General features: G+C 53.0%; 18 protein-coding genes. 13 read left to right on the forward strand and 5 right to left on the reverse strand.

Features of this window, described 5'->3' with window-relative positions; genetic code table 11:
• The first annotated feature begins 62 nt into the window (after positions 1-62).
• The 7 genes from ACLJXE_RS17650 (at position 63) to yegQ (ending at position 12,572) form a co-directional block, all read left to right on the forward strand.
• Positions 63-1,310 (forward strand): MdtA/MuxA family multidrug efflux RND transporter periplasmic adaptor subunit, encoded by a 1,248-nt coding sequence (locus ACLJXE_RS17650; RefSeq protein WP_410751548.1) that lies wholly within the window; start codon positions 63-65, stop codon positions 1,308-1,310.
• Positions 1,310-4,432 (forward strand): MdtB/MuxB family multidrug efflux RND transporter permease subunit, encoded by a 3,123-nt coding sequence (locus tag ACLJXE_RS17655; RefSeq protein ID WP_410751549.1) that lies wholly within the window; start codon positions 1,310-1,312, stop codon positions 4,430-4,432. Before ACLJXE_RS17650 ends, ACLJXE_RS17655 begins: the two co-directional genes overlap by 1 nt.
• Positions 4,433-7,513, forward strand: a complete 3,081-nt coding sequence (mdtC, locus tag ACLJXE_RS17660; RefSeq protein ID WP_410751550.1) for a multidrug efflux RND transporter permease subunit MdtC — start codon at positions 4,433-4,435, stop codon at positions 7,511-7,513. It abuts the gene before it with no gap.
• Positions 7,510-8,925: an MFS transporter gene (locus tag ACLJXE_RS17665; protein WP_410751551.1), complete on the forward strand. Its 1,416-nt coding sequence runs from the start codon at positions 7,510-7,512 to the stop codon at positions 8,923-8,925. Before mdtC ends, ACLJXE_RS17665 begins: the two co-directional genes overlap by 4 nt.
• Positions 8,922-10,325: a two-component system sensor histidine kinase BaeS gene (gene baeS, locus ACLJXE_RS17670; protein WP_410751552.1), complete on the forward strand. Its 1,404-nt coding sequence runs from the start codon at positions 8,922-8,924 to the stop codon at positions 10,323-10,325. Before ACLJXE_RS17665 ends, baeS begins: the two co-directional genes overlap by 4 nt.
• A complete protein-coding gene (baeR, locus tag ACLJXE_RS17675; protein WP_137382236.1) occupies positions 10,322-11,044 on the forward strand; it encodes a two-component system response regulator BaeR in 723 nt (240 codons plus the stop codon). Before baeS ends, baeR begins: the two co-directional genes overlap by 4 nt.
• A 166-nt stretch (positions 11,045-11,210) precedes the next feature.
• A complete protein-coding gene (yegQ, locus tag ACLJXE_RS17680) occupies positions 11,211-12,572 on the forward strand; it encodes a tRNA 5-hydroxyuridine modification protein YegQ (protein WP_271441353.1) in 1,362 nt (453 codons plus the stop codon).
• A 248-nt stretch (positions 12,573-12,820) separates the two neighbouring features.
• Here yegQ and clpA read toward each other — a convergent pair whose 3' ends face one another.
• Positions 12,821-15,097 (reverse strand): ATP-dependent Clp protease ATP-binding subunit ClpA, encoded by a 2,277-nt coding sequence (gene clpA, locus ACLJXE_RS17685; protein ID WP_040231864.1) that lies wholly within the window; start codon positions 15,095-15,097, stop codon positions 12,821-12,823.
• Between the two features lie 30 nt (positions 15,098-15,127).
• Entirely contained in the window at positions 15,128-15,448 is a 321-nt protein-coding gene (gene clpS, locus ACLJXE_RS17690) for an ATP-dependent Clp protease adapter ClpS (RefSeq protein ID WP_005128368.1), read from the reverse strand.
• Positions 15,449-15,770: 322 nt separating this feature from the next.
• Here clpS and cspD point away from each other — a divergent pair, with 322 nt between their 5' ends.
• On the forward strand, positions 15,771-15,995 hold the full coding sequence (gene cspD / locus ACLJXE_RS17695) for a cold shock-like protein CspD (protein WP_005128369.1): 225 nt from the start codon (positions 15,771-15,773) through the stop codon (positions 15,993-15,995).
• Between the two features lie 84 nt (positions 15,996-16,079).
• Here cspD and macB read toward each other — a convergent pair whose 3' ends face one another.
• Positions 16,080-18,026: a macrolide ABC transporter ATP-binding protein/permease MacB gene (gene macB, locus ACLJXE_RS17700; RefSeq protein WP_410751553.1), complete on the reverse strand. Its 1,947-nt coding sequence runs from the start codon at positions 18,024-18,026 to the stop codon at positions 16,080-16,082.
• Positions 18,023-19,138, reverse strand: coding sequence for a macrolide transporter subunit MacA (gene macA / locus ACLJXE_RS17705; protein WP_410751554.1), 1,116 nt, complete (start codon positions 19,136-19,138; stop codon positions 18,023-18,025). The genes macB and macA overlap by 4 nt, the downstream gene beginning before the upstream one ends.
• A gap of 162 nt (positions 19,139-19,300) precedes the next feature.
• Between macA and ACLJXE_RS17710 the strand changes: the two genes are divergently transcribed.
• Complete coding sequence (locus tag ACLJXE_RS17710; RefSeq protein WP_286628143.1) at positions 19,301-20,251, forward strand: VirK/YbjX family protein; 951 nt, start codon at positions 19,301-19,303, stop codon at positions 20,249-20,251.
• Here the strand turns inward: ACLJXE_RS17710 and ACLJXE_RS17715 are convergent.
• The gene (locus ACLJXE_RS17715) at positions 20,248-21,906 is read right to left on the reverse strand and encodes an ATP-dependent endonuclease (protein ID WP_410751555.1); all 1,659 of its coding nucleotides are present in this window, start codon (positions 21,904-21,906) and stop codon (positions 20,248-20,250) included. The two genes, ACLJXE_RS17710 and ACLJXE_RS17715, sit on opposite strands and share 4 nt — an antisense overlap.
• 363 nt (positions 21,907-22,269) lie before the next feature.
• On the opposite strand from ACLJXE_RS17715, the gene aqpZ reads away from it, so the two are divergent.
• The 4 genes from aqpZ (at position 22,270) to hcr (ending at position 26,796) form a co-directional block, all read left to right on the forward strand.
• The gene (gene aqpZ / locus ACLJXE_RS17720; protein WP_048212061.1) at positions 22,270-22,965 is read left to right on the forward strand and encodes an aquaporin Z; all 696 of its coding nucleotides are present in this window, start codon (positions 22,270-22,272) and stop codon (positions 22,963-22,965) included.
• 144 nt (positions 22,966-23,109) lie between these two features.
• Positions 23,110-24,009 carry a lysine exporter LysO family protein gene (locus tag ACLJXE_RS17725; protein ID WP_410751556.1) on the forward strand — a complete coding sequence of 300 codons (900 nt, stop codon included), beginning with the start codon at positions 23,110-23,112 and terminating at the stop codon, positions 24,007-24,009.
• 155 nt (positions 24,010-24,164) lie between these two features.
• Positions 24,165-25,817: a hydroxylamine reductase gene (gene hcp / locus ACLJXE_RS17730; RefSeq protein ID WP_286628146.1), complete on the forward strand. Its 1,653-nt coding sequence runs from the start codon at positions 24,165-24,167 to the stop codon at positions 25,815-25,817.
• A gap of 10 nt (positions 25,818-25,827) precedes the next feature.
• On the forward strand, positions 25,828-26,796 hold the full coding sequence (gene hcr, locus ACLJXE_RS17735) for an NADH oxidoreductase (protein WP_286628147.1): 969 nt from the start codon (positions 25,828-25,830) through the stop codon (positions 26,794-26,796).
• Positions 26,797-26,833: the final 37 nt, after the last annotated feature.

Genomic DNA, 26,833 nt, shown 5'->3' on the forward strand with positions numbered 1-26,833 from the left:
CGTGTTCACTGGCTAAACTAGTATCATTCCGCGAAACGTTTCAGGATGAGAAACTTACAACAATGAAAGGCAGTAACAAATCCCGCTGGGTGATAGCAATCGTGATCGTCGTGGCCGCCATCGTCGCATTTTGGTTCTGGCAGAGTCGCAGCGAACCCCAGGGAACAGCCCCCGGCGCAACCCGTCAGATGCAACCCGCTCCGGCAACGGGACGGCGAGGAATGCGTTCAGGTCCGTTGGCTCCGGTTCAGGCGGCCACGGCAGTCGAACAAGCCGTTCCACGCTATCTGACCGGGCTGGGTACCGTGACTGCGGCTAACACCGCAACGGTACGTAGTCGGGTCGATGGTCAACTCATCGCGTTACACTTTCAGGAAGGACAGCAGGTGAAAGCCGGCGATCTGCTGGCAGAAATAGACCCCAGCCAGTTCAAAGTCGCTCTGGCTCAGGCGCAGGGGCAGTTAGCGAAAGATAAAGCCACACTGGCAAATGCTCGTCGCGATCTCGCCCGCTATCAGCAACTGGTTAAAACCAACCTGGTCTCTCGCCAGGAACTGGATGCGCAGCAGGCGCTGGTCAACGAAACACAAGGGACGATAAAGGCCGATGAAGCCAGCGTCGCCAGCGCACAATTGCAACTCGACTGGAGCCGGGTAACGGCTCCTGTTGATGGTCGGGTAGGCCTGAAGCTTGTGGATGTGGGTAACCAGATATCCAGCAGCGATACCACCGGGATTGTCGTCATTACACAAACCCATCCTATTGATCTGGTTTTCACTTTGCCAGAGAACGATATCGCGACCGTAGTACAGGCACAGAAATCGGGGACGCCACTGAAAGTTGAGGCCTGGGACCGTACCAACTCGCAAAAACTGAGCGAAGGCGTACTGCTGAGCCTCGACAACCAGATTGACGCCACCACCGGCACCATCAAAGCGAAAGCCCGTTTTAATAATCAGGACGACACGCTGTTCCCGAATCAGTTTGTTAACGCCCGGATGCTGGTCGACACCGAACAAAATGCCATCGTGATCCCGGCTGCCGCATTACAAATGGGCAATGAAGGCCACTTTGTCTGGGTGCTGAACAACGACAACAACGTCAGCAAACATCTGGTTAAACCAGGTATTCAGGACAGTCAGAACGTCGTTATCTCCGCCGGGCTGTCCGCGGGCGATCGCGTCGTCACCGACGGTATTGATCGTCTGACGGAAGGGGCTAAAGTCGAGGTCGTGGAGGCTCACGCCGCCACCGCTAGCGACGATAAAGCCGCACCGCGCGGCTATGGCAAAAAAGGAGCGAGCTCCTGATGCAGGTGTTACCTCCCGGCAATACAGGCGGCCCGTCCCGCCTGTTTATTCTGCGCCCTGTCGCCACCACGTTGCTGATGGTCGCGATTTTGCTTGCCGGTATTATCGGCTATCGTTTCCTGCCCATTGCTGCATTACCAGAAGTGGATTACCCCACCATTCAGGTCATAACGCTCTACCCCGGAGCCAGCCCGGATGTCATGACGTCTGCAGTTACCGCTCCGCTTGAACGCCAGTTCGGGCAGATGTCCGGTCTGAAACAAATGTCTTCCCAAAGTTCCGGTGGTGCATCGGTCGTCACGTTGCAGTTTCAACTGACCCTGCCACTGGATGTTGCCGAGCAGGAAGTTCAGGCCGCCATCAATGCAGCCACCAATTTATTGCCAGGTGACCTGCCTAACCCACCGGTGTACAGCAAAGTTAATCCAGCGGATCCGCCGATCATGACGCTGGCCGTCACCTCGACCGCCATGCCGATGACACAGGTGGAAGATATGGTGGAAACCCGCGTCGCACAGAAAATCTCCCAGGTTTCTGGTGTCGGCCTGGTGACACTTTCTGGCGGCCAGCGTCCTGCGGTCCGCGTGAAGCTCAATGCACAGGCGATTGCAGCACTCGGCCTGACCAGCGAAACCATCCGTACGGCGATTACCGGTGCCAACGTCAATTCCGCCAAAGGGAGTCTTGATGGGCCAACGCGTGCCGTTACGCTTTCCGCTAACGACCAGATGCAGTCTGCCGATGAGTATCGCCAGTTAATTGTTGCCTATAAAAACGGTGCGCCGGTGCGCCTTGGCGATGTTGCCACCGTCGAACAAGGGGCAGAAAACAGCTGGCTTGGGGCATGGGCCAACAAACAACAAGCCATCGTGATGAACGTACAGCGTCAGCCTGGCGCAAATATTATCGCCACGGCGGACAGTATTCGGCAAATGCTGCCACAACTGATGGACAGCCTGCCGAAATCGGTGAAAGTCACTGTACTTTCGGATCGTACGACCAATATTCGCGCTTCCGTTGCAGACACTCAGTTCGAACTGATGCTGGCAATTGCGTTGGTCGTCATGATTATTTACCTGTTTCTGCGCAATATTCCTGCCACCATCATTCCTGCGGTTGCCGTGCCGCTATCGCTGATCGGTACTTTCGCGGTAATGGTCTTTCTTGATTTCTCCATCAACAACCTGACATTGATGGCGCTGACCATCGCCACGGGTTTTGTGGTGGACGATGCTATTGTGGTTATCGAGAATATTTCGCGCTATATCGAAAAAGGGGAAAAGCCGCTGACCGCTGCCCTGAAAGGTGCGGGCGAAATTGGTTTTACCATCATCTCTCTGACACTTTCGCTGATCGCGGTGTTGATCCCGCTGCTATTTATGGGCGATATCGTCGGGCGCTTGTTCCGTGAGTTCGCCGTCACGCTGGCGGTCGCGATTCTGATTTCCGCCGTCGTATCGCTAACCCTGACACCGATGATGTGCGCGCGCATGCTCAGTCAGGCGTCATTGCGTAAGCAAAACCGCTTCTCCCGCGCCTCAGAAAAAATGTTCGATCGTGTGATCGCCGGATACGGGCACTGGCTGGCAAAAGTACTTAACCACCCGTGGTTGACGCTTGGCGTCGCGCTCGGCACGCTGCTGCTCAGCGTCATGCTGTGGGTTTTTATCCCAAAAGGCTTCTTCCCAATTCAGGATAACGGCATTATTCAGGGCACGTTGCAGGCTCCACAATCCAGTTCATTTGCCAGCATGGCCCAGCGTCAACGCCAGGTTTCCGATGTGCTCCTCAGCGATCCCGCGGTAGAAAGCCTGACGGCCTTCGTGGGTGTTGATGGCACGAACCCCGCGCTGAACAGTGCTCGCCTGCAAATTAACCTCAAGCCGCTGGATGAACGCGATGACCGCGTACAAAAAGTAATTGAGCGTCTGCAGGATGCGGTGGATAAGGTTCCCGGCGTCGATCTCTATCTCCAGCCGACCCAAGACTTGACGATTGATACTCAGGTGAGCCGGACACAGTACCAGTTTACGCTGCAGGCCACCTCTCTGGACGCCCTCAGTACCTGGGTGCCGCAACTGTTGGAAAAACTGCAACAGTTGCCTCAGCTGTCTGATGTCAGCAGCGACTGGCAGGATCAGGGACTGGTGGCCTATGTGAATGTTAATCGCGACAGCGCCAGTCGTTTAGGGATCAGCATGGCAGATGTCGATAACGCCCTGTACAACGCCTTCGGACAGCGTTTGATTTCGACTATCTATACACAGGCAAACCAGTATCGCGTGGTGTTAGAGCATAACACTGACAGCACACCTGGACTTGCCGCGCTGGATACCATTCGTCTGACCAGTAGCGATGGCGGAATCGTACCGCTCAGCGCTATCGCCAGCATTGAGCAGCGTTTTGCCCCGCTATCGATTAACCATCTCGATCAATTCCCGGTGACGACTATCTCGTTCAATGTGCCAGATAACCAGTCGTTGGGCGATGCGGTCCAGGCGATTCAGGATGCCGAAAAAACACTGAACCTGCCTGCAAATATCACCACTCAGTTCCAGGGCAGTACGCTGGCATTCCAGGCAGCCCTGGGCAATACCATCTGGCTGATTGTGGCGGCAGTGGTCGCGATGTATATCGTGCTCGGCGTATTGTACGAAAGCTTTATTCACCCGATTACGATTCTCTCTACGCTTCCCACTGCAGGTGTCGGGGCGTTGCTGGCATTGATGATTGCCGGCAGTGAGCTGGACGTGATCGCGATCATCGGCATTATTTTACTGATCGGGATCGTCAAGAAAAACGCCATCATGATGATCGACTTTGCCCTTGCCGCAGAACGTGAGCAGGGAATGTCACCGCGCGATGCCATTTTTCAGGCCTGTCTGCTGCGTTTTCGCCCGATCCTGATGACCACGCTGGCAGCACTACTGGGGGCGTTGCCGCTGATGTTAAGTACCGGCGTAGGCGCGGAGTTACGCCGTCCATTAGGGATTGGCATGGTCGGCGGCCTGCTGGTCAGTCAGGTCTTAACCCTGTTTACCACACCGGTAATTTACCTGCTGTTTGACCGGCTGTCGCTGTACGTGAAAAACCGCTTCCCACGCCAGGAAGAGGAAGCGTAAATGAAATTTTTTGCGCTTTTCATCCATCGCCCGGTCGCGACCATTCTCATTTCGGTGGCGATTACTCTGTGCGGGATTCTTGGCTTTCGTCTGTTACCAGTGGCCCCACTGCCGCAGGTTGATTTCCCGGTAATCATGGTCAGTGCATCGCTACCGGGAGCATCACCAGAAACAATGGCGTCATCCGTAGCAACCCCACTGGAACGTTCGCTTGGGCGCATTGCGGGCGTAAATGAGATGACATCAAGCAGTTCGCTTGGCAGTACGCGCATTATTCTCGAATTTAAATTTGACCGCGACATCAACGGCGCAGCACGGGACGTACAGGCCGCCATTAACGCGGCGCAAAGCCTGCTGCCCAGCGGGATGCCCAGCCGTCCGACGTATCGGAAGGCCAACCCTTCTGATGCGCCGATCATGATCCTGACGCTGACATCGGACACGTACTCGCAAGGTGAATTGTACGATTTCGCATCCACGCAACTGGCGCAAACTATCGCGCAAATCAACGGCGTCGGTGATGTGGATGTCGGAGGAAGCTCTCTTCCCGCCGTGCGCGTGGGGCTTAATCCGCAGGCGCTGTTTAACCAGGGCGTATCACTGGACGCGGTGCGTAGCGCTATCGATAACGCCAACGTGCGTAAACCACAGGGTGCTATCGAAAATGAAACCCATCGCTGGCAGGTACAAACCAACGATGAACTCAAAACTGCGGCGGAATATAAGCCCGTTATCATCCACTATAACAATGGCGCAGCTGTGCGGCTGGGGGATGTTGCATCTGTCAGTGATTCAGTGCAGGACGTACGCAATGCGGGGATGACCAATGCCAAACCAGCCATTCTGTTGATGATCCGCAAACTGCCGGAAGCCAATATTATTCAGACGGTCGACAGCATTCGAGCCAAACTACCAGAGTTACAAACCCTGGTTCCTGCCGCTATCGATCTGCAAATCGCCCAGGACCGTTCGCCGACTATTCGCGCCTCACTGGAGGAAGTCGAACAGACGCTGATTATCTCCGTGGCGTTGGTTATCCTGGTGGTGTTTGTCTTCCTGCGCTCCGGACGTGCCACCCTGATCCCCGCCGTTGCGGTTCCGGTCTCGCTGATTGGTACGTTTGCCGCGATGTATCTGTGTGGATTTAGCCTCAACAATCTGTCGCTGATGGCGCTGACCATCGCGACGGGGTTTGTCGTCGATGATGCCATTGTGGTACTGGAGAACATTGCACGCCATCTCGAAGCAGGAATGAAACCGTTACAGGCGGCACTACAGGGCACGCGCGAGGTGGGTTTCACCGTTCTCTCCATGAGCCTGTCGCTGGTGGCGGTGTTTCTGCCACTGCTGTTAATGGGCGGGTTGCCAGGTCGTCTGTTACGCGAGTTTGCCGTCACCCTGTCGGTGGCTATCGGTATTTCACTGCTGGTATCGCTGACGTTGACGCCGATGATGTGCGGCTGGATGCTCAAATCCAGCACGCCACGCGAACAATCGCGTAAGCGAGGATTTGGCCGTGTACTGGTGGCATTACAACAAAGCTACGCCACCTCGCTGAAGTGGGTGCTACGCCACACGCGCATGGTGGGAGTGGTGCTACTCGCAACCATTGCCCTGAACGTCTGGCTCTATATTTCCATCCCCAAAACCTTCTTCCCGGAGCAGGATACCGGCGTACTCATGGGCGGGATCCAGGCCGATCAGAGCATTTCGTTTCAGGCGATGCGAGGCAAACTGCAGGACTTTATGAAGATCATCCGCGACGATCCTGCGGTGAATAATGTCACCGGATTTACCGGCGGCTCACGCGTCAACAGCGGGATGATGTTTATCACCCTGAAGCCACGTGGAGAACGCCACGAAACGGCGCAACAGGTGATTGACCGCCTGCGTGTCGCGCTTGCCAAAGAACCCGGCGCAAACCTGTTTCTGATGGCGGTGCAGGATATTCGCGTCGGCGGGCGCCAGGCCAACGCCAGCTACCAGTACACGCTGCTGTCGGATGATCTTGCCGCACTGCGGGAATGGGAACCCAAAATCCGTAAAGCGTTAGCCGCCCTGCCCCAACTGGCTGACGTCAACTCCGATCAGCAGGACAACGGCGCAGAGATGAATCTGACCTACGATCGTGACACCATGTCACGTCTGGGAATCGACGTCGAAGCAGCCAACAGCCTGCTGAATAACGCCTTTGGTCAGCGGCAAATTTCAACCATCTATCAGCCAATGAACCAGTACAAAGTGGTGATGGAAGTCGACCCACGCTACACCCAGGATATCAGCGCCCTGGACAAAATGTTCGTCATCAACAGCGATGGTAAAGCGATACCGTTGTCGTACTTTGCCAAATGGCAACCGGCAAACGCACCGCTATCGGTGAATCACCAGGGGTTGTCTGCCGCCTCAACTGTATCGTTTAACCTGCCGACGGGTTCTTCACTTTCTGAAGCGACGGAGGCCATCAACAGAACCATGACCCAGCTTGGGGTACCGTCGACGGTGCGCGGTAGCTTTGCCGGTACCGCGCAGGTATTTCAGGACACCATGAATTCACAGGTGATCCTGATTATCGCCGCCATCGCCACAGTCTATATCGTGCTGGGTATGCTGTATGAAAGCTATGTTCACCCGCTGACTATTCTCTCCACGCTGCCTTCTGCCGGCGTTGGGGCCTTACTGGCGCTGGAGCTGTTCAATGCCCCGTTCAGCCTAATCGCCCTGATAGGGATCATGCTATTAATTGGCATTGTGAAGAAAAACGCCATCATGATGGTCGATTTTGCGCTGGAAGCGCAGAGAAATGGCAAGTTGCAGCCGGAAGAGGCGATTTTCCAGGCCTGCCTGCTGCGTTTTCGCCCAATCATGATGACCACGCTGGCGGCACTGTTTGGTGCGCTGCCGCTGGTATTATCCGCAGGTGACGGCTCTGAATTGCGCCAGCCATTGGGGATAACCATTGTTGGCGGACTGGTTGTTAGTCAGCTACTGACGCTGTACACCACTCCGGTGGTCTATCTCTTTTTCGATCGTCTGCGTCTGCGTTTTTCGCGTAAAAACAGCAAACCGGTAGCAGAGTTATGACAGAACTTCCCGACAGCACCCGCTGGCAACTTTGGATTGTGGCATTTGGCTTTTTTATGCAGTCGCTGGATACCACCATCGTCAACACCGCGCTTCCCTCGATGGCCAAAAGCCTCGGGGAAAGCCCGTTGCATATGCATATGGTCATTGTGTCATATGTATTAACCGTAGCGGTGATGCTGCCCGCCAGCGGTTGGCTGGCCGATAAAATCGGTGTACGCAATATATTCTTTACCGCAATCATTCTGTTTACGCTGGGATCGCTGTTTTGCGCCGGGTCCGGAACGCTGAATGAACTGGTGATGGCGCGTGTGTTACAGGGGGTAGGCGGCGCAATGATGGTACCCGTCGGCAGGTTAACGGTGATGAAAATCGTCCCACGCGAGCAATACATGGCGGCAATGACATTCGTCACCTTGCCCGGTCAGATTGGTCCTCTTCTGGGTCCGGCATTAGGGGGGATCCTGGTGGAATATGCCTCCTGGCACTGGATATTTCTGATTAACATTCCGGTTGGCATTGTCGGGGCAATAGCGACGTTAATGCTGATGCCCAACTACACCATGCAAACTCGCCGTTTCGATCTTTCTGGATTCATGATGCTGGCTGTCGGCATGGCGGTACTCACGTTAGCGCTCGATGGTAGTAAGGGAACCGGCATTTCCCATATCACGCTGGCAGCGTTGGTTATCTGTGGCGTACTGGCGATCCTGCTGTATCTGAAACATGCCTACAACAACCCTCGTGCACTGTTTAGCCTGCATCTGTTTCGTACACACACCTTCTCTTTAGGCCTGTTCGGCAGTTTTGCCGGACGCATCGGTAGCGGTATGCTGCCGTTTATGACACCGGTGTTTTTGCAGATTGGGCTGGGGTTTTCACCATTTCATGCCGGATTGATGATGATCCCGATGGTGCTGGGCAGTATGGGAATGAAACGCATCGTGGTCCAGGTCGTCAACCGGTTTGGCTACCGTCGCGTACTGGTCACCACCACGCTTGCCCTGTCGATGGTCAGCCTGTTGCTGATGAGCACCGCGTTACTCGGTTGGTATTACGCCCTGCCGTTCATACTGTTCTTACAGGGAATGGTCAATTCTACCCGCTTCTCATCAATGAACACACTGACGCTCAAAGACCTGCCGGATGACCTCGCGAGCAGCGGCAACAGTCTGCTGTCGATGATCATGCAACTGTCGATGAGTATCGGAGTAACCATCGCCGGTCTGTTGTTAGGCATGTTCGGGCAGCAGCATATCGCCATCGACAGCGCGTCTACGCATACCGTCTTTATGTATACCTGGCTGTGCATTGCGCTCATTATCGCACTGCCTGCCATCATTTTTGCCCGCGTGCCGAACGACACGCAGACCAACGCGGTGATTTCACGGCGCAAAAGGAGCACCCGATGACGTTCTGGCGGCCCGGTATCACCGGCAAACTCTTTCTGGCAATTTTCGCCACCTGCATTGTGTTGCTGATCAGTATGCACTGGGCCGTCCGCATTAGCTTCGAACGCGGTTTTATTGACTATATCAAACACGGTAACGAACAGCGGCTGCAAATGCTCAGCGACGCGTTGAGCGAGCAGTATGAGCAACACGGTAACTGGCGATTCTTACGCAACAACGATCGCTTTGTTTTTCAGATCCTGCGCTCTTTTGAACATGACAACGACGATGACAAGCCTGGCCCCGGAATGCCGCCGCACGGTTGGCGCACCCAGTTTTGGGTTATTGATCAAAACGCCCGCGTACTGGTCGGCCCGCGTGCTCCGGTCCCCCGCGACGGTATGCGCCATCCCATCCGCGTCAACGGTCTGGAAGTTGGCGCCGTCATCGCCTCACCCGTTGAACGGCTGACGCGCAATACGGATATTAACTTCGATAAACAACAGCGGCGCACCAGTTGGCTGATCGTCGCGCTCTCCACCATACTGGCAGCACTGGCAACATTTACGCTGGCACGGAGCCTGCTCGCCCCCGTCAAACGACTGGTCGACGGCACACACAAACTGGCGGCCGGCGATTTTACCACCCGCGTGGTTCCCACCAGTACCGATGAACTGGGCAAACTGGCGCAGGATTTCAACCAGCTTGCCAGTACGCTGGAAAAAAACCAGCAGATGCGCCGGGACTTTATGGCTGATATTTCTCACGAGCTGCGCACACCGCTGGCAGTTTTACGCGGCGAACTCGAAGCTATTCAGGATGGTGTACGTCAGTTCACCCCGGATTCGGTAGCCTCATTGCAGGCCGAAGTGGGTACGCTCACCAAACTGGTAGACGATCTCCACCAGCTTTCTATGTCTGATGAAGGTGCGCTGGCCTATCAGAAAACCTCGCTGGACCTGATCCCTCTGCTGGAAGTGGCGAGCGGCGCGTTTCGTGAGCGCTTCGCCAGTCGAGGGCTGACGATCCAGCTTTCACTCCCGGACAGCATGACGGTCTTTGGCGACAGGGATCGCCTGATGCAACTGTTTAACAACCTACTGGAAAACAGCCTACGCTACACCGACAGCGGTGGCGGTCTGCATATCAGTGCCGAACAGCGGGAGCGGATGGTGTTATTAACCTTCGCCGATTCCACCCCCGGCGTTAGCGACGAACAGCTACAGAAACTGTTCGAACGTTTTTATCGCACCGAAGGGTCCCGCAACCGGGCCAGCGGTGGGTCCGGGCTGGGGCTGGCGATTTGCGTCAACATTGTCCAGGCGCATAATGGTCTGATCCGCGCCGCCCATTCGCCTTTTGGCGGGGTTAGCATTACAGTAGAGTTACCGCTGGAACGCGACTTACAGAGAGATGTATGACTGAGTTACCCATTGATGAAAACACGCCGCGTATTCTGATCGTGGAAGACGAGCCCAAGCTGGGGCAACTGCTCATCGACTACCTGCGTGCGGCAAGCTATGCCCCTACGCTCATCAATCACGGCGATCAGGTGTTGCCTTATGTACGCCAGACGCCGCCCGATCTGATCTTGTTAGATCTGATGTTGCCAGGTACCGACGGTCTGACTCTGTGTCGGGAAATTCGTCGTTTCTCTGACGTCCCGATTATGATGGTGACCGCCAAAATCGAAGAGATTGACCGCCTGCTGGGGCTGGAGATCGGTGCAGATGACTACATTTGTAAACCGTACAGCCCGCGGGAAGTCGTCGCACGAGTGAAAACGATCCTGCGCCGTTGTAAACCACAGCGCGAGTTGCAACAGATGGATGCAGAAAGTCCACTGATCGTTGATGAAGGCCGTTTTCAGGCATCGTGGCGTGGAAAAATGCTCGACCTGACACCTGCTGAATTTCGCTTACTCAAAACACTGTCGCATGAACCGGGAAAAGTGTTCTCCCGCGAGCAATTGCTCAACCATCTCTACGATGATTACCGCGTCGTTACCGACCGCACCATCGACAGCCATATCAAGAATCTGCGCCGTAAACTGGAATCGCTGGATGCAGAGCAGTCGTTTATCCGCGCGGTCTATGGCGTAGGATATCGCTGGGAAGCCGATGCCTGTCGGATAGCTTAATCAGCCAGAAGCCAATCAAGGCCGGGTAAGGCAAAATGCCCACCCGGCACAATAACTTTACCTGCCCGCCACGCAGCGATACAATGCCCGCCCTTAATATGGGGGCACTCCCCCAACCGCTTCATGCAGTGAAGCGAGTCTGACCTGTCATCAGAACGAGAACATTATGTTTAAACCGGAACTCCTTTCCCCGGCGGGAACGCTGAAAAATATGCGTTACGCTTTCGCCTATGGCGCAGATGCGGTGTACGCGGGCCAACCGCGTTACTCTCTGCGTGTGCGCAACAACGAATTCAATCACGAAAACTTGCAACTCGGCATTAATGAGGCCCATGAACTGGGTAAAAAATTCTATGTGGTGGTTAATATTGCCCCGCATAACGCCAAGCTGAAAACCTTCATTCGTGACCTGAAACCCGTTGTGGAAATGGGGCCGGATGCACTGATCATGTCCGATCCGGGGCTGATCATGCTGGTCCGTGAACACTTCCCTGATATGGATATTCATCTGTCAGTACAGGCTAACGCGGTCAACTGGGCAACGGTGAAGTTCTGGAAACAAATGGGCTTGACCCGCGTGATCCTTTCCCGCGAACTGTCGCTGGAAGAAATTGAAGAGATCCGCACTCAGGTTCCGGATATGGAGATTGAAATCTTCGTTCACGGTGCGCTGTGCATGGCCTACTCCGGCCGCTGCCTGCTCTCCGGCTACATCAACAAGCGCGACCCTAACCAGGGGACCTGTACCAACGCCTGCCGCTGGGAATACAACGTACAGGAAGGTAAAGAAGATGTGGTGGGTAATATCGTGCACAAATACGAACCCATCCCGGTACAAAACGTGGAACCGACACTTGGGATCGGCGCACCTACGGACAAAGTGTTTATGATTGAAGAAGCCCAGCGTCCGGGTGAATACATGACCGCGTTCGAAGACGAACACGGCACTTACATCATGAACTCAAAAGATTTACGCGCAATTGCCCACGTTGAGCGCCTGACTCAGATGGGCGTGCATTCCCTGAAAATCGAAGGTCGCACCAAGTCTTACTATTACTGCGCCCGTACCGCACAGGTCTATCGTAAAGCCATTGACGATGCTGCGGCCGGTAAACCGTTCGATCCGCAACTGCTGGAAACACTGGAAGGTCTGGCGCACCGTGGTTATACCGAAGGGTTCCTGCGCCGCCATACTCATGACGACTATCAGAACTACGAATACGGTTTTTCTGTTTCCGAACGTCAGCAGTTTGTCGGTGAATTCACCGGCGAACGCAAAGGCGATCTGGCTGCAGTGCTGGTGAAAAACAAATTCACCGTCGGTGACAGTCTGGAGCTGATGACGCCGCAGGGTAACGTCAATTTCACCCTTGAGCAGATGGAAAACGCCAAAGGCGAAGCTATGCCAGTTGCGCCTGGTGATGGTTATACCGTATGGATGCCCGTACCACAGGATATCGATCTGAATTATGCATTACTGATGCGTAATTTTGCCGGTGAGTCCACGCGCAATCCACATGCTAAGTAGTTAATTACGGTTATTTTTCAGCGTTCGGAAGATTCTTAGAAATCGATCACATACCGTTTCGTTCATTAAGGGTATTATCCCATCCGCTGAAAAACATAACCCATAAATGCTAGCTGTACCAGGAACCACCTCCTTAGCCTGCGTAATCTCCCTTACGCAGGCTTATTTTTTGCCTGTCATTCATCTGTTGTCTGACATCAGGCGAAAAAAAACCGGGCATTACGCCCGGTGTATCATGCGATTAGAAATTAATGTGCAGCTTCTGGCTTGTGCTTTTGCGCACTCTGGAAACCATAGGTCAGCTCATTTTTTTCTTTATCCAGCGCGACGGTAACCTGACCGCCATCCACCAGCGAACCAAACAACAATTCGTTAGCCAATGGTTTTTTCAGGTTGTCCTGAACCACTCGCGTCATCGGACGTGCGCCCATTGCGCGGTCGTAGCCTTTTTCCGCCAGCCAGTTACGTGCTTCCTGACTCACTTCCAGAGAGACACCTTTCTGATCCAGCTGAACCTGCAGCTCAACAATAAATTTATCCACCACCTGATGAATCACTTCAGTAGAGAGATGATCGAACCAGATAATATTGTCGAGGCGGTTACGGAATTCCGGCGTAAACACTTTCTTGATCTCACCCATCGCATCAGTACTGTTGTCCTGATGGATAAGCCCAATTGATTTACGCTCAGTTTCACGTACCCCGGCGTTGGTCGTCATCACCAGCACCACGTTGCGGAAATCCGCTTTACGCCCGTTATTGTCAGTCAGCGTACCGTTATCCATGACCTGCAGCAGCAGGTTAAAGACATCCGGGTGCGCTTTTTCAATTTCATCCAGCAGCAGTACAGCATGCGGATGTTTAATCACCGCATCGGTCAACAAGCCGCCCTGGTCAAAGCCGACATACCCTGGAGGCGCGCCAATCAAGCGGCTGACAGTATGACGTTCCATATATTCGGACATATCAAAACGCAGCAGTTCGATGCCCAGCGCTTTAGACAACTGCACCGTGACTTCGGTCTTACCGACGCCAGTCGGTCCGGCGAACAGGAACGAACCGACAGGCTTATGCTCATGACCCAGACCAGCACGGCTCATTTTGATCGCTTCGGTCAGTGCTTCAATGGCTTTATCCTGCCCGAATACCAGCATTTTCAGACGATTGCCCAGATTTTTCAGCGTATCACGATCGCTCTGCGAGACGCTCTTCTCCGGGATCCGCGCAATACGGGCTACGACGGACTCGATATCTGCCACGTTGACGGTTTTCTTGCGCTTGCTGACCGGCATCAGACGGGCACGTGCGCCTGCTTCATCAATCACATCAATCGCTTTATCAGGCAGGTGGCGATCGTTAATGTATTTCACCGCCAGTTCGACCGCTGCACGTACCGCTTTGGCAGTGTAGCGAACGTCATGGTGCGCTTCGTACTTCGGTTTCAGACCGTTGATAATCTGCACGGTCTCTTCCACTGACGGCTCAGTGATATCGATCTTCTGGAAGCGACGCGCTAACGCACGGTCTTTCTCAAAGATATTGCTGAACTCCTGATAGGTGGTTGAACCTATCACACGAATTTTCCCGCTGGAGAGCAGCGGCTTGATCAGGTTAGCTGCATCCACCTGACCGCCCGATGCCGCCCCCGCACCGATAATAGTGTGGATCTCATCGATAAACAGAATGCTGTTAGTGTCCTGCTCCAGCTGCTTCAGCAACGCCTTAAAGCGTTTTTCAAAATCACCGCGGTATTTGGTACCCGCCAGCAATGAACCGATATCCAGAGAATACAGCGTACAATCAGCCATCACTTCCGGCACATCACCCTGGACAATACGCCAGGCGAGACCTTCGGCAATCGCCGTTTTCCCCACACCGGATTCCCCCACCAGCAGTGGGTTATTTTTACGACGACGACACAGTACCTGAATGGCGCGCTCCAGCTCTTTTTCCCGGCCAATAAGCGGATCAATCCCGCCTACGCGAGCCAGCTGGTTAAGGTTAGTCGTGAAGTTCTCCATACGGTCCTCCCCGCCAGCTTGCTCTTCGTTATTTGGCTGATTACCGGAGTCAGAAGACTGACTCGGTTCGTCTTTACGCGTGCCATGAGAAATGAAATTCACCACGTCCAGGCGACTGACTTCATGCTTACGCAGCAGATAGGCCGCCTGTGATTCCTGCTCGCTGAAGATAGCAACCAGCACATTAGCGCCAGTCACTTCATTGCGCCCGGAAGACTGAACATGAAAGACAGCTCGTTGCAAAACACGCTGAAAGCTCAACGTCGGCTGAGTATCGCGCTCTTCTTCGCTGGCAGGCAATACGGGTGTGGTTTGTTCAATGAAGGCTTCGAGTTCCTGACGGAGCGCCACCAGATCCACAGAACACGCTTCCAGCGCTTCGCGGGCCGATGGGTTACTGAGCAACGCCAGTAACAAGTGCTCGACGGTCATAAACTCATGTCGGTGCTCGCGCGCTCTGGCGAAAGCCATGTTTAAACTGAGTTCCAGTTCTTGATTGAGCATAGGCACCTCCCCCAATATTTATGCCTGCATTCAGGCTTTTTCCAGCGTACACAGCAACGGATGCTCGTTTTCCCTCGCATATTTGTTCACCATCGCCACTTTGGTTTCAGCAACCTCGGCGGTGAATACGCCGCAGATGGCTTTACCTTGATAGTGAACGGCAAGCATCAGTTGCGTTGCACGTTCTACATCATAAGAAAAGAATTTTTGTAACACGTCAATAACAAACTCCATCGGAGTGTAATCATCATTGACTAATATCACTTTATACATAGATGGCGGTTTTAGCGCGTCGCGCAATTTGTCTTCCGCCAGCTGTTCGAAATCCAGCCAGTCGTTCGTCTTACCCATTGTCAGTCGTCATCTTCAGTTACGGTTACCGGCAGAATAACTTGCCGCTGACTAGAGCCTATGCGCATAATCAATCTACCTCAATTATTAGATAACTATCATCTATCAGTGTCATCCGCGACATCTGTCACATATCCGACAATAGCGTTAACTGCTTCAAATTTTGATGCATTTTTACCCGATTCCACCTGCCTGGCGCTTGACGCCCCGCCTGATTTCTCTAAATTGTAGTTTCGAGAGTTGGCGAGGTTTTGAACAGCCCCCACTCCGCCACCGGTTCATTCCATCTTACTTATATAAGATTTACGAAGGATGTCGAAGTATGGAAACGGGTACTGTTAAGTGGTTCAATAATGCCAAAGGGTTTGGTTTCATCTGCCCCGAAGGCGGCGGTGAAGATATCTTCGCCCATTACTCCACCATTCAGATGGATGGTTACAGAACGCTAAAAGCCGGACAGTCTGTCCAGTTTGATGTCCACCAGGGGCCAAAAGGCAATCATGCCAGTCTTATCGTGCCCGTCATTGAAGCAGAAGCTGTCGCATAGCTCTTCTGTCTCATTGTGTACATCCCGCAGACAAAATGCCAGCCCCTGAGGCTGGCATTTTTATTTATTATGCAATACAACAGGTTATTCTCGCGCCAAAGCATCCACGGGATCCAGACGCGCGGCATTACGGGCCGGAAGCCAGCCAAACAAAATTCCGGTGGCGGTTGAACACAAGAAAGCCGTTAACAGCGCGACAGGAGAGAAACCAATTTCCCACCCAGGCAGGAACAGTTGTAGCGTAAAGGCAATTAACATCGACAAACTGATACCGAGCGCGCCTCCCACCAGGCACACCAGCACGGCCTCAATTAAGAACTGCTGTAGCACATCGCTGGCCCGCGCCCCCACGGCCATCCGAATACCGATTTCACGCGTACGCTCTGTCACCGATACCAGCATAATGTTCATCACGCCGATCCCACCCACCACCAGCGAAATCACCGCTACCAGCGTCAGAAAGAGCTGTAATGTACGTGTGGTTTTTTCGGCGGTTTTCAAGATGCCATCCATGTTCCAGGTGAAGAAATCTTTTTTGCCATGACGCAGCGATAACAGACGGGTGAGTTGCTGCTCGGCCTGGGCGCTATCAAAACCCTCTTTTACCCGCACGGTAATAGAGTTTAACCACGATTGCCCCATGATCCGTCCTGACATGGTGCTGTATGGTAGCCAGACGCGCAGGATCTTACTGCTGCCAAACATCGATTGTTTTTCTTCCGCAACGCCAATGACGGTGGCTGGCATATTTCCCACCAGAATAACTTCACCCACCACTTTTGCTTTGCTGGGGAACAACTGGCGTCGGGTATTGCTGTCGAGCACCACCACTTGTGCCCGCCCCGCCAGTTGCTCTGCATTAAAGGTCGCGCCTTCACTGAACGTCATGCCATAGACATTGAAGTAATCACCGCTAACACCGTTTGCACTGGCGGCGACATCAATATTGCCATAGCGCAGGCGTAGGTTCTTTGATACCGCAGGCGTAACAGAACTGACCCAGGGTTGCTTCTGAATCGCAACTAAATCGTCATACTTCAGCGCCTGCTGATATTGTGGATCGTCATCACCGAAATCTTTGCCCGGATAGATATCGATAGTATTCGTACCAATCGCTCGGATGTCTGCCAGCACCAGTTGTTTTGCCGCATCACCCACCACCACAATCGATACCACCGAAGCGATACCGATGATGATGCCCAGCATTGTGAGCAGTGTACGCATTTTGTTGGCGGCCATGGCCAGCCAGGCCATGGTCAATGCTTCACGAAAGCCGCTGGCAAACTGACGCCAGCCAGAAGCCGTCGTCACCGTGGGTTCAGCAATATCACGTCCGCTAGCGGGCTTTTGTGGTGGCGGATTACGCACAATCTCGCCATCACGAATTTCAATTACGCGTTCTGCCTGGGCGGCAACCTGGCTGTCATGCGTGACGATGATTACCGTATGCCCGCGATCGCGTAGCTGATGCAGAATAGCCATCACCTCTTCGCCGGAGTGGCTGTCCAACGCGCCAGTGGGTTCATCAGCCAGAATGACCTGACCCCCGTTCATCAACGCACGCGCAATACTGACACGTTGCTGCTGACCACCAGAAAGCTGGGAAGGCTGATAATCAACTCGGTCCCCCAACCCCAGGCGCTGAAGTAATTCCTGAGCACGAGCCAGACGCTGCTTACGTTCAGTCCCGGCATACACCGCCGGAACTTCAACATTTTGTGCCGCCGTTAAATGTGAAAGCAAATGATAACGCTGGAAGATAAAGCCGAAATGCTCACGCCGCAGTTGCGCTAACGCATCGCTATCCAGTGTAGAAACATCCCGCCCCGCAACCCGATAGGTTCCACTGGTAGGCTTGTCCAGACATCCCAGGATGTTCATCAGCGTCGATTTACCCGAGCCTGATGCCCCGACGATCGCCACCATTTCCCCGGCCTGAATGCGCAAGGAGACGTCCTTTAATACCTCGACCTGTCCCTCGCCTGACGGGTAACTGCGGCGGATATTGCTCAACTCAAGCAATGCCGTCATTGTGCTACTCCCACTTTACCCTCACCGGTGATAACTTCATCCCCCTCTTCCAACCCTTTCACAATTTCGACGTCGGTATCATTGCGGGCGCCGATGACCACTTCGCGCTCGCGAGTTTCACCATTGCGCAGCAGCCGGACGTTATAGCGGTTGTTGCCAATAGGATCGCCCAACGCCGACAGCGGGATCGTCAGTACATTTTTAACGTCTGTGAGCTGGATGTGCACCTGTGCGGTCATATCAAGGCGCAGGATCCCCTTCGGGTTAGGCACTTCGAAGCGCGCATAGTAGAAAATGGCGTCATTCACCTTCTCAGGCGTCGGAAGTACATCTTTAAGCACGCCTTCATACCGTGTCTGCGGATCGCCCAACACAGTAAACCAGGCTTTTTGGCCCGGCTGCAGGTGAATAACATCTGCCTCGGAGACCTGCGCTTTTACCAGCATGGTGCTCATATCTGCCAACGTCAAAATGTTGGGCGCCTGCTGGGCGGCAATGACGGTTTGCCCCTGGAGGGTGGTGATTTGTGTCACTTCACCCGCCATTGGCGCGACGATCCGCGTGTAATCGAGGTTCGTTTTTGCCGTATCAAGGGAAGCCTGATTACGCTTAATTTGTGCATCAATAGTGCCAATCTGTGCCTGTTTGACCGCCATCTCGGTCGCTGCCGTGTCGAGATCCTGCTGCGAAACCGCCTGCGTTTTCGCCAGTTGTTGCTGACGAGAAAGCGTTACGCGTGCCAGTTTCCACTCAGCTTCAGCCTGCAAACGCTGAGCCCGCAGCTCCATGAGCGTCGCTTCAACTTCTTTGATTTGGTTTTGTGCCTGCTCAGGATCGATAACGCCGAGCAACTGATCTTTTTTAACCTTATCGCCAATAGCTACTGACAGCGTTTTTAACTGCCCACTCACCTGTGCACCAACATCAACTTTGCGTAACGCATCCAGTTTCCCGGTGGCCAGCACACTTTGCTGGAGATCGCCTGGACGTACAATTAACGTTTGATACTGAGGCAGTGGCGCATTAAGCGTTCGCCAAAGTGAAATCATCGCCACAATAATGATGATGGCGAGGAGAAAATATCGTTTTTTAATTTTTCCCTTGAGCTTCATAAAATGTCCCAGTGTCCCCCAATACGCCCACCAGAGTGGAGTGATAAACATCAACGATAAATTAACAGGCGTTGAAAAGTGCAAAGAATAACAGAGTTATTGATGAACCGTTAAGGTCCGCTGTGCTGAAATTAGTATCAGAGTATCTATTGGATTGTTATTATGAGTCAGCTAACAGAAAGCACTTTTCATTCTTCCAGACCCGCCACAAGTTTTAGTCTTTTTTGTCGTCTGACAACCGGACAATGGCGGCCAGGTAAATTTTGGCATCAACGAAGCTTTCGCCGTAAGTTTGTATGGCGCTCATTGCTGATGCCACGATTGACACGTGAGTGGATGGCTGAGCTGGCGCAATGGCCGGATCTTGAAGAAATTCTCGCGATACAACCCCGTATACCGGTTCGTCTGCATCGCGCGTATCTCGCAGTCAACCTTGACCGTAAAGCAAAACTCGATGCCGTGCGTTTTCATTACAATGTTTTTCGCAACGCTTTTTCATCGAAAGAGTTTAATGATTATTTAAGTGCAGATGGGTTACAACTGGCACAAATTGAAGGCAAAGATAGCGCAATATACACCATTATAATGTCCTCATTTATTGCCCTCGATAAAGAAGGTGAAAGCACCATTCTTGTCCGTAATAGTGAGGGCGAGACATTAGCAGAAATGACCTTCACCCTGTGCAACTATGAAGGACGCAGCGCGCTTTTTATTGGTGGCTTGCAGGGGGGTAACCGATTAATGCCGCACGAAGAAATTCAAAAAGCGACGAAATCATGCCATGGTTTGTTTCCTAAACGCATTGTAATGGAAGCTATTTGTCGTTTTGCAGAACAATTGAATATTGAACAGGTACTGGCAGTCAGTAGTGACCAGCATATTTTTCGCAGCCAGCGTTACCATGATAAAAACAAGGTTATTCATTCTGACTACAATTCATTTTGGGAGTCAGTTGGCGGCGAATGTGACAGCAATGGTTACTATCATATTCCGCGTACGCTGGCGCGTAAAAGCGAAGCCGATATTGCCAGTAAGAAGCGCGCGGAATATCGCCGCCGCTATCAGTTACTCGACAGTATCCACTCGCAGTTATCAGTCATGTTCCGCCGCTAATCCGCTCGCCCGCGTGCTAACCACAGCACGCGGGAAAACATTTTCCGCAGCAACGTTGGCACCGCTTCAACACCGCGTCGCCCCGCTTCCATTGCCACTTCAATCGCCAGATCCGGTTTTGACGAGCGATGGATCGCCTTCGCTATAATTTTGCGCATATTCATCGGCACATTTTCCGGTATTTGCGCCACCCGATGAAAAACATCCGAGAACCCCTGGCGGTACATAAAGTGTTCCATGTCCAGCGCGGGTAACATGGTCAAATGCTCACGCTCTTCCTCTTTGTCATCGTTCAACAGGCTGCGTACCGTGGCCGCATACTTTTTCCCCGCCTCATCGCCATCAACCAGCACATGCCATTCAATTCCCATCCGGCGAGCAAACTTCACCAGTGGTTTAAGCCCAGACTGGGCAAATTCAATGACTTTAATCCCTTCAGCATCAAAGTGATGCCCGCACTGACGAGCCAGCTCGTTGATGACCCATGTTTCTGTTTCGCCCTCCACCAACAGCCAGCAACGGGCAAACAGTGAAGACGCCCGATTAAAACGGATATGGAAGGCAATGCGCCGCCCATCTTCCGCATTGAGTCCTCCCGGTCCCAGTCGCCAGGCGGCAACACGGGAAGATTCTCGTACCAGTCGGACAACATGTTCCACGGGCGTGAGTGACAACAATTCACCAGAGTTGGTCGTCGTCACTCGCTGCAGGGGAAGCAGGTTCAACAGTTGCCAGGCAACAGACAACATAATGGGGTGTAACCGCGTTTCAGGATCTTCTACCAGTAGCAACGGACGAGCGTCTTTATCCAGCCTTAGCGACCCTTTAGCCTGTAATAGCGTGGAAAACAGCCCCAGCAGAATCACACGGTGCGTGCGCCCTCCAGGTTTATCAATCATACGGTTGATAATATCCAGATAACGCCAGCTGCGTTGCTCGTTGTTGGAGCGTCGGCGCATCAGACGATAGCGGGACTGGCCAGAACCTTGTTCCGAAAAGTAGTGCTCCAGCAGTTGAACCATCGCTGACAGCCCCTGGCGAATCTGCCCATCCGTCAGATTCTGCGGTCGGGTGGCCAACTCACGCGCCATAAAATCCAGTTGACGCGCAGTCACTTCAACATCCGCTGAATCCGGCACCGTGCCATTACGGATCCGCCGCATAAAACGCGCATCACGTAAACGTAATACTGGCATCAAACGCACCAGATGACGCGCCTGATCGTTAATATTGTCGAGGGGTAACGGGTGGCCTTCGCCATCAAGGAAACTGCGTAATGTCAGGACGCTGCCGTCATCAGCGCACTCACCTTCCAGTCGATAGAAAATACGGTGATAGTTATCGGAGCACATCGACCAGCACGCTTCTAACGGGCGATATCGGCGCACACGATGGCGACCCGGTTGAGATTCACGAAACGTCAGGACAATATGCAGATGATGTTCCCGGCCCTGGATGTCACCCGGCGGGAACCAGAAATCTTCGCGGTTAAAATGGTACAAATCCGACTCTGGCGACAACAACAGGGTTAACGCATCCAGCAGGCTGGACTTACCCCACGCGTTCTCCCCAATCAGCACGTTGTTCTGCTCCAGCATCAACGACAGCCGATTAATACCACGAAACCCAACAATCTCAACGCGTTCGAGAATCATATAGCCTCCGGAAATGCTCACTTTTTCCTTCAAGTTATCAGGAGTATAACGGTAAGCGGGTGCTCAGAACACCCGATATCATCCGCAGATAAATAGAAGAGTTAAGAATATTCTCTTTAAAAATTACTTTTGAATATAATTTCAGACGTCAATAATCCGATTTCTGATAACTGAACTATGCTTTATTCACCTGAAATCCAAAAAGGATTCGCATCACATTGCCTTAAATCAAATTTTTTTATTAATTTAAGTGGCGAAGGGATGAGATTTTTTTCTAGAATAAGCGCTCTTTAATCATCGTCCCTTTTAGCGATGAAATACCGGGATAGAAAAACTAACCCGGAACTTTTAATTGAGGTGGTTATGTTCAGGAAATTAGCAGCCGAGTTCTTCGGCACGTTTTGGCTTGTTTTTGGTGGGTGTGGTAGTGCCGTTCTGGCCGCGGCTTTCCCGGAGTTAGGTATTGGGTTTGCCGGTGTCGCCCTGGCGTTTGGTCTGACAGTATTAACCATGGCATTCGCTGTGGGTCATATTTCAGGTGGCCATTTTAACCCGGCAGTGACATTCGGCTTATGGGCTGGTGGTCGCTTCCCGGCGAAAGACGTTATTGGTTATGTTATTGCTCAGGTTGTGGGCGGCATTGTAGCAGCAGCGGTACTTTATCTCATTGCCAGCGGCAAAGCCGGTTTTGATGCAGCAGCCAGTGGTTTCGCCTCAAACGGTTACGGAGAGCATTCGCCTGGCGGATATTCCATGCTTTCTGCCATCGTAATTGAAATCGTCCTGACCGCAGGTTTCTTATTAGTGATCCATGGTGCGACCGATAAACATGCTCCGGCAGGTTTTGCGCCAATTGCAATCGGTCTTGCCTTAACGTTGATTCACCTGATCAGTATCCCGGTCACCAATACCTCCGTAAACCCGGCACGTAGCACCGCGGTTGCTATCTTCCAGGGCGGCTGGGCATTACAACAGCTTTGGTTATTCTGGGTTATGCCGATTATCGGCGGGATCGTCGGCGGCCTTATTTACCGCACCCTGCTGGAAAAACGTGATTAATCGCTAACAACAAGGCCTGATGAACTGTCAGGCCTTTTTTCCCCTCGCTATATTTCCTTTAATTTGCAACTTTACTCCCCTCTTTGCTTTCAGTAGTGTGTGCAGGCGCATTTCGTCTTACTTCTCAGCAAGGATCTGGTTTTCATGTTTTCAGGACTGTTAATCATTCTGGTCCCCCTTATTGTGGGTTACCTCATTCCGCTTCGACACAGAGCCGCATTAAAACTCATCAACCGGCTGTTAAGTTGGATCGTCTACCTTATTCTCTTTTTTATGGGGATCAGTCTGGCGTTTCTGGATAATCTCGCCAGTAATCTGTTATCCATTTTTTATTATTCTGCCGTCAGTGTGACGGTCATTCTGCTGTGTAATATCGCAGCGCTGCTGTGGCTGGAGCGCTCACTCCCCTGGCGACACAGCCACCAACAAGAGAAGCTCCCCTCCCGAATCGCGATGGCGCTTGAGTCGCTACAGCTTTGCGGTGTCGTGGTGCTGGGTTTTCTGTTGGGTCTTACCGGATTGTCGATGCTGCAGCACGCGACCGAAGCCAGCGAATATACGCTGATCTTTTTATTATTCCTGGTTGGGATCCAACTGCGAAACAGTGGTATGACATTAAAGCAGATCGTACTGAACCGTCGGGGCATGATTGTTGCCGTCGTCGTAGTAGCCAGCTCTCTGCTGGGCGGCGTCATTAATGCGCTGCTCCTCGGTCTGCCGCTGAAAACCGCCCTGGCGATGGCCTCGGGTTTTGGCTGGTATTCCCTGTCAGGCATTTTGTTGACCGAATCATTCGGTCCAGTAATTGGCAGCGCCGCCTTTTTTAACGACCTGGCGCGTGAGTTGATTGCCATTATGCTGATTCCTGGACTGGTGGTCCGCAGTCGTTCAACCGCATTGGGTCTTTGCGGGGCGACATCAATGGATTTCACGCTGCCCGTCTTGCAACGCAGTGGTGGTCTGGAGATGGTTCCCGCAGCCATTGTGCACGGCTTTATTCTTAGCCTGTTAGTACCTCTGTTAATGGCCTTTTTCTCCGCCTGATACACAGACAAATACCTCTCTGGCGGTAGTCAGCTACCGCCAAAATTGCGCTAAATCAATCTCCCTGCAAGTTGTATCAGAAATCCCTTTAATCCCTTCGCGCGCAGGCATAACCTTAAACATGTATATCAAATATAACTTTAAAAGGTGTGACCATGTTTTGTGTGCAATGTGAACAAACCATCCGTACTCCGGCAGGAAACGGCTGCTCTTACGCGCAGGGTATGTGCGGTAAAACTGCTGAAACCTCCGATCTGCAGGATCTGCTGATTGCTTCCCTACAAGGTCTGTCTGCATGGGCTGTTAAAGCACGTGAATACGGCATCATCGACCATGACGTTGATAACTTCGCGCCGCGTGCATTCTTCTCTACGCTGACCAACGTTAACTTCGATTCCCCGCGTATTGTTGGCTATGCTCGTGAAGCTATCGCCATGCGCGATGCACTGAAAGCGCAATGCCTGAACATTGATGCTAACGCAACGGTTGAAAACCCGATGGCCGACCTGCAACTGGTCAGCGACGATCTGGGCGACCTGCAACGTCAGGCCGCTGAGTTTACCCCGAATAAAGACAAAGCGACCATCGGCGAGAACATTCTCGGCCTGCGTCTGCTGTGCCTGTACGGCCTGAAAGGTGCGGCAGCTTACATGGAGCACGCACACGTTCTCGGTCAGTACGACAACGATATCTACGCGCAGTACCACAAAATCATGGCATGGCTGGGTACCTGGCCTTCCGATATGAACGCTCTGCTGGAGTGCTCAATGGAAATCGGCCAGATGAACTTCAAAGTAATGAGCATTCTGGATGCCGGTGAAACCACCAAATACGGTCACCCAACGCCAACCCAGGTCAACGTGAAAGCGACCGAAGGCAAATGCATCCTGATCTCTGGTCACGACCTGAAAGATCTGTACAACCTGCTGGAGCAGACCGAAGGTACCGGCGTTAACGTCTATACCCACGGTGAAATGCTGCCGGCGCACGGCTATCCGGAACTGCGTAAATTCAAGCACCTGATCGGTAACTACGGCAGCGGCTGGCAGAACCAGCAGGTTGAATTTGCTCGTTTCCCTGGCCCAATCGTCATGACCTCTAACTGCATCATCGATCCAACCGTTGGCGCATATGATGACCGCATCTGGACCCGTAGCATCGTCGGTTGGCCGGGTGTGAGCCACCTCGAAGGTGATGATTTCGGTCCGGTTATTGCTCAGGCGCAGCAGATGGCTGGCTTCCCGTACAGCGAAATTCCTCATCTGATCACCGTCGGTTTCGGTCGTCAGACGCTGCTGGGTGCCGCTGATACGCTGATCGACCTGGTGAGCCGCGAAAAACTGCGTCACATCTTCCTGGTTGGCGGCTGCGACGGTGCACGCGGCGAACGTAACTACTTTACCGACTTCGCCACCAGCGTACCGGACGACTGCCTGATCCTGACGCTGGCCTGTGGTAAATACCGTTTCAACAAACTGGAATTCGGCGATATCGAAGGTCTGCCGCGTCTGGTCGATGCCGGTCAGTGTAACGATGCCTACTCTGCCATTATCCTGGCCGTCACTCTGGCTGAGAAACTGGGCTGTGGCGTGAACGACCTGCCGTTGTCACTGGTGCTCTCCTGGTTCGAACAGAAAGCGATTGTTATTCTGCTGACCCTGCTGTCTCTGGGTGTGAAAAACATCGTGACTGGCCCAACGGCACCTGGCTTCTTCACACCCGATCTGCTGGCTGTACTCAACGAGAAATTTGGTCTGCGTTCCGTGACCACCGTTGAAGAAGACATGAAGCAGTTGCTGAGCGCGTAAGGAGTAAAGAATGACAATGCCAACCCATCAGTGCCCGTGGCGGATGCAGGTTCATCACATCCATCAGGAAACGCCGGATGTGTGGACAATTTCGTTGCTCTGCCACGACTATTATCCCTATCGTGCCGGGCAGTATGCACTGGTCAGCGTACGTAACTCAGCGGATACGCTGCGTGCTTACACTATCTCTTCAACGCCGGGCGTAAGCGAGTACATCACGCTGACCATCCGCCGCATTGACGACGGTGCAGGTTCTCAGTGGTTAACCCGCGACGTGAAGCGCGGCGACTACATCTGGCTGTCCGATGCCATGGGTGAATTTACCTGTGAAGATAAAGCCGAAGACAAGTTCCTGATGCTGGCTGCCGGCTGTGGCGTAACGCCAATCATGTCGATGCGTCGCTGGTTGGCGAAGTACCGTCCACAAGCCGACGTGCAGGTGATTTTCAACGTTCGCTCGCCAGAAGATGTCATCTTTGCCGATGAATGGCGTGAGTATCCGGTAACATTAGTCGCTGAAAACAATGCCACTCAGGGTTTTGTTTCCGGTCGACTAACCACCGAACTGCTGAAGAACGTCCCGGATCTGACCTCACGTACCGTGATGACCTGTGGCCCGGCCCCGTATATGGATCTGGTCGAAAAAGAAGTGAAAGCGCTTGGCGTAACACGCTTCTTTAAAGAGCAGTTCTTCACTCCGGTGGCCGAAGCGGCAACCAGCGGCCTGAAGTTCACCAAGCTGCAACCCGCACAAGAGTTCTATGCGCCGGTTGGCACGACGCTACTGGAAGCACTGGAAAGCAATAAGGTTCCGGTCGTTGCCGCCTGTCGCGCAGGCGTGTGCGGTTGCTGCAAAACCAAAGTGGTTGATGGTAACTACACGGTCAGCAGCACCATGACGCTGACCGATGCAGAAATTGCGGAAGGCTACGTTCTGGCTTGTTCCTGTCATCCGCAGGGCGATCTGGTACTTGCGTAAATAGTCATTGCCGGATGGCATACTTATCCGGTCTACA

The organism is Citrobacter sp. U14242, from assembly GCF_046555775.1.
Lineage (GTDB): Bacteria > Pseudomonadota > Gammaproteobacteria > Enterobacterales > Enterobacteriaceae > Citrobacter.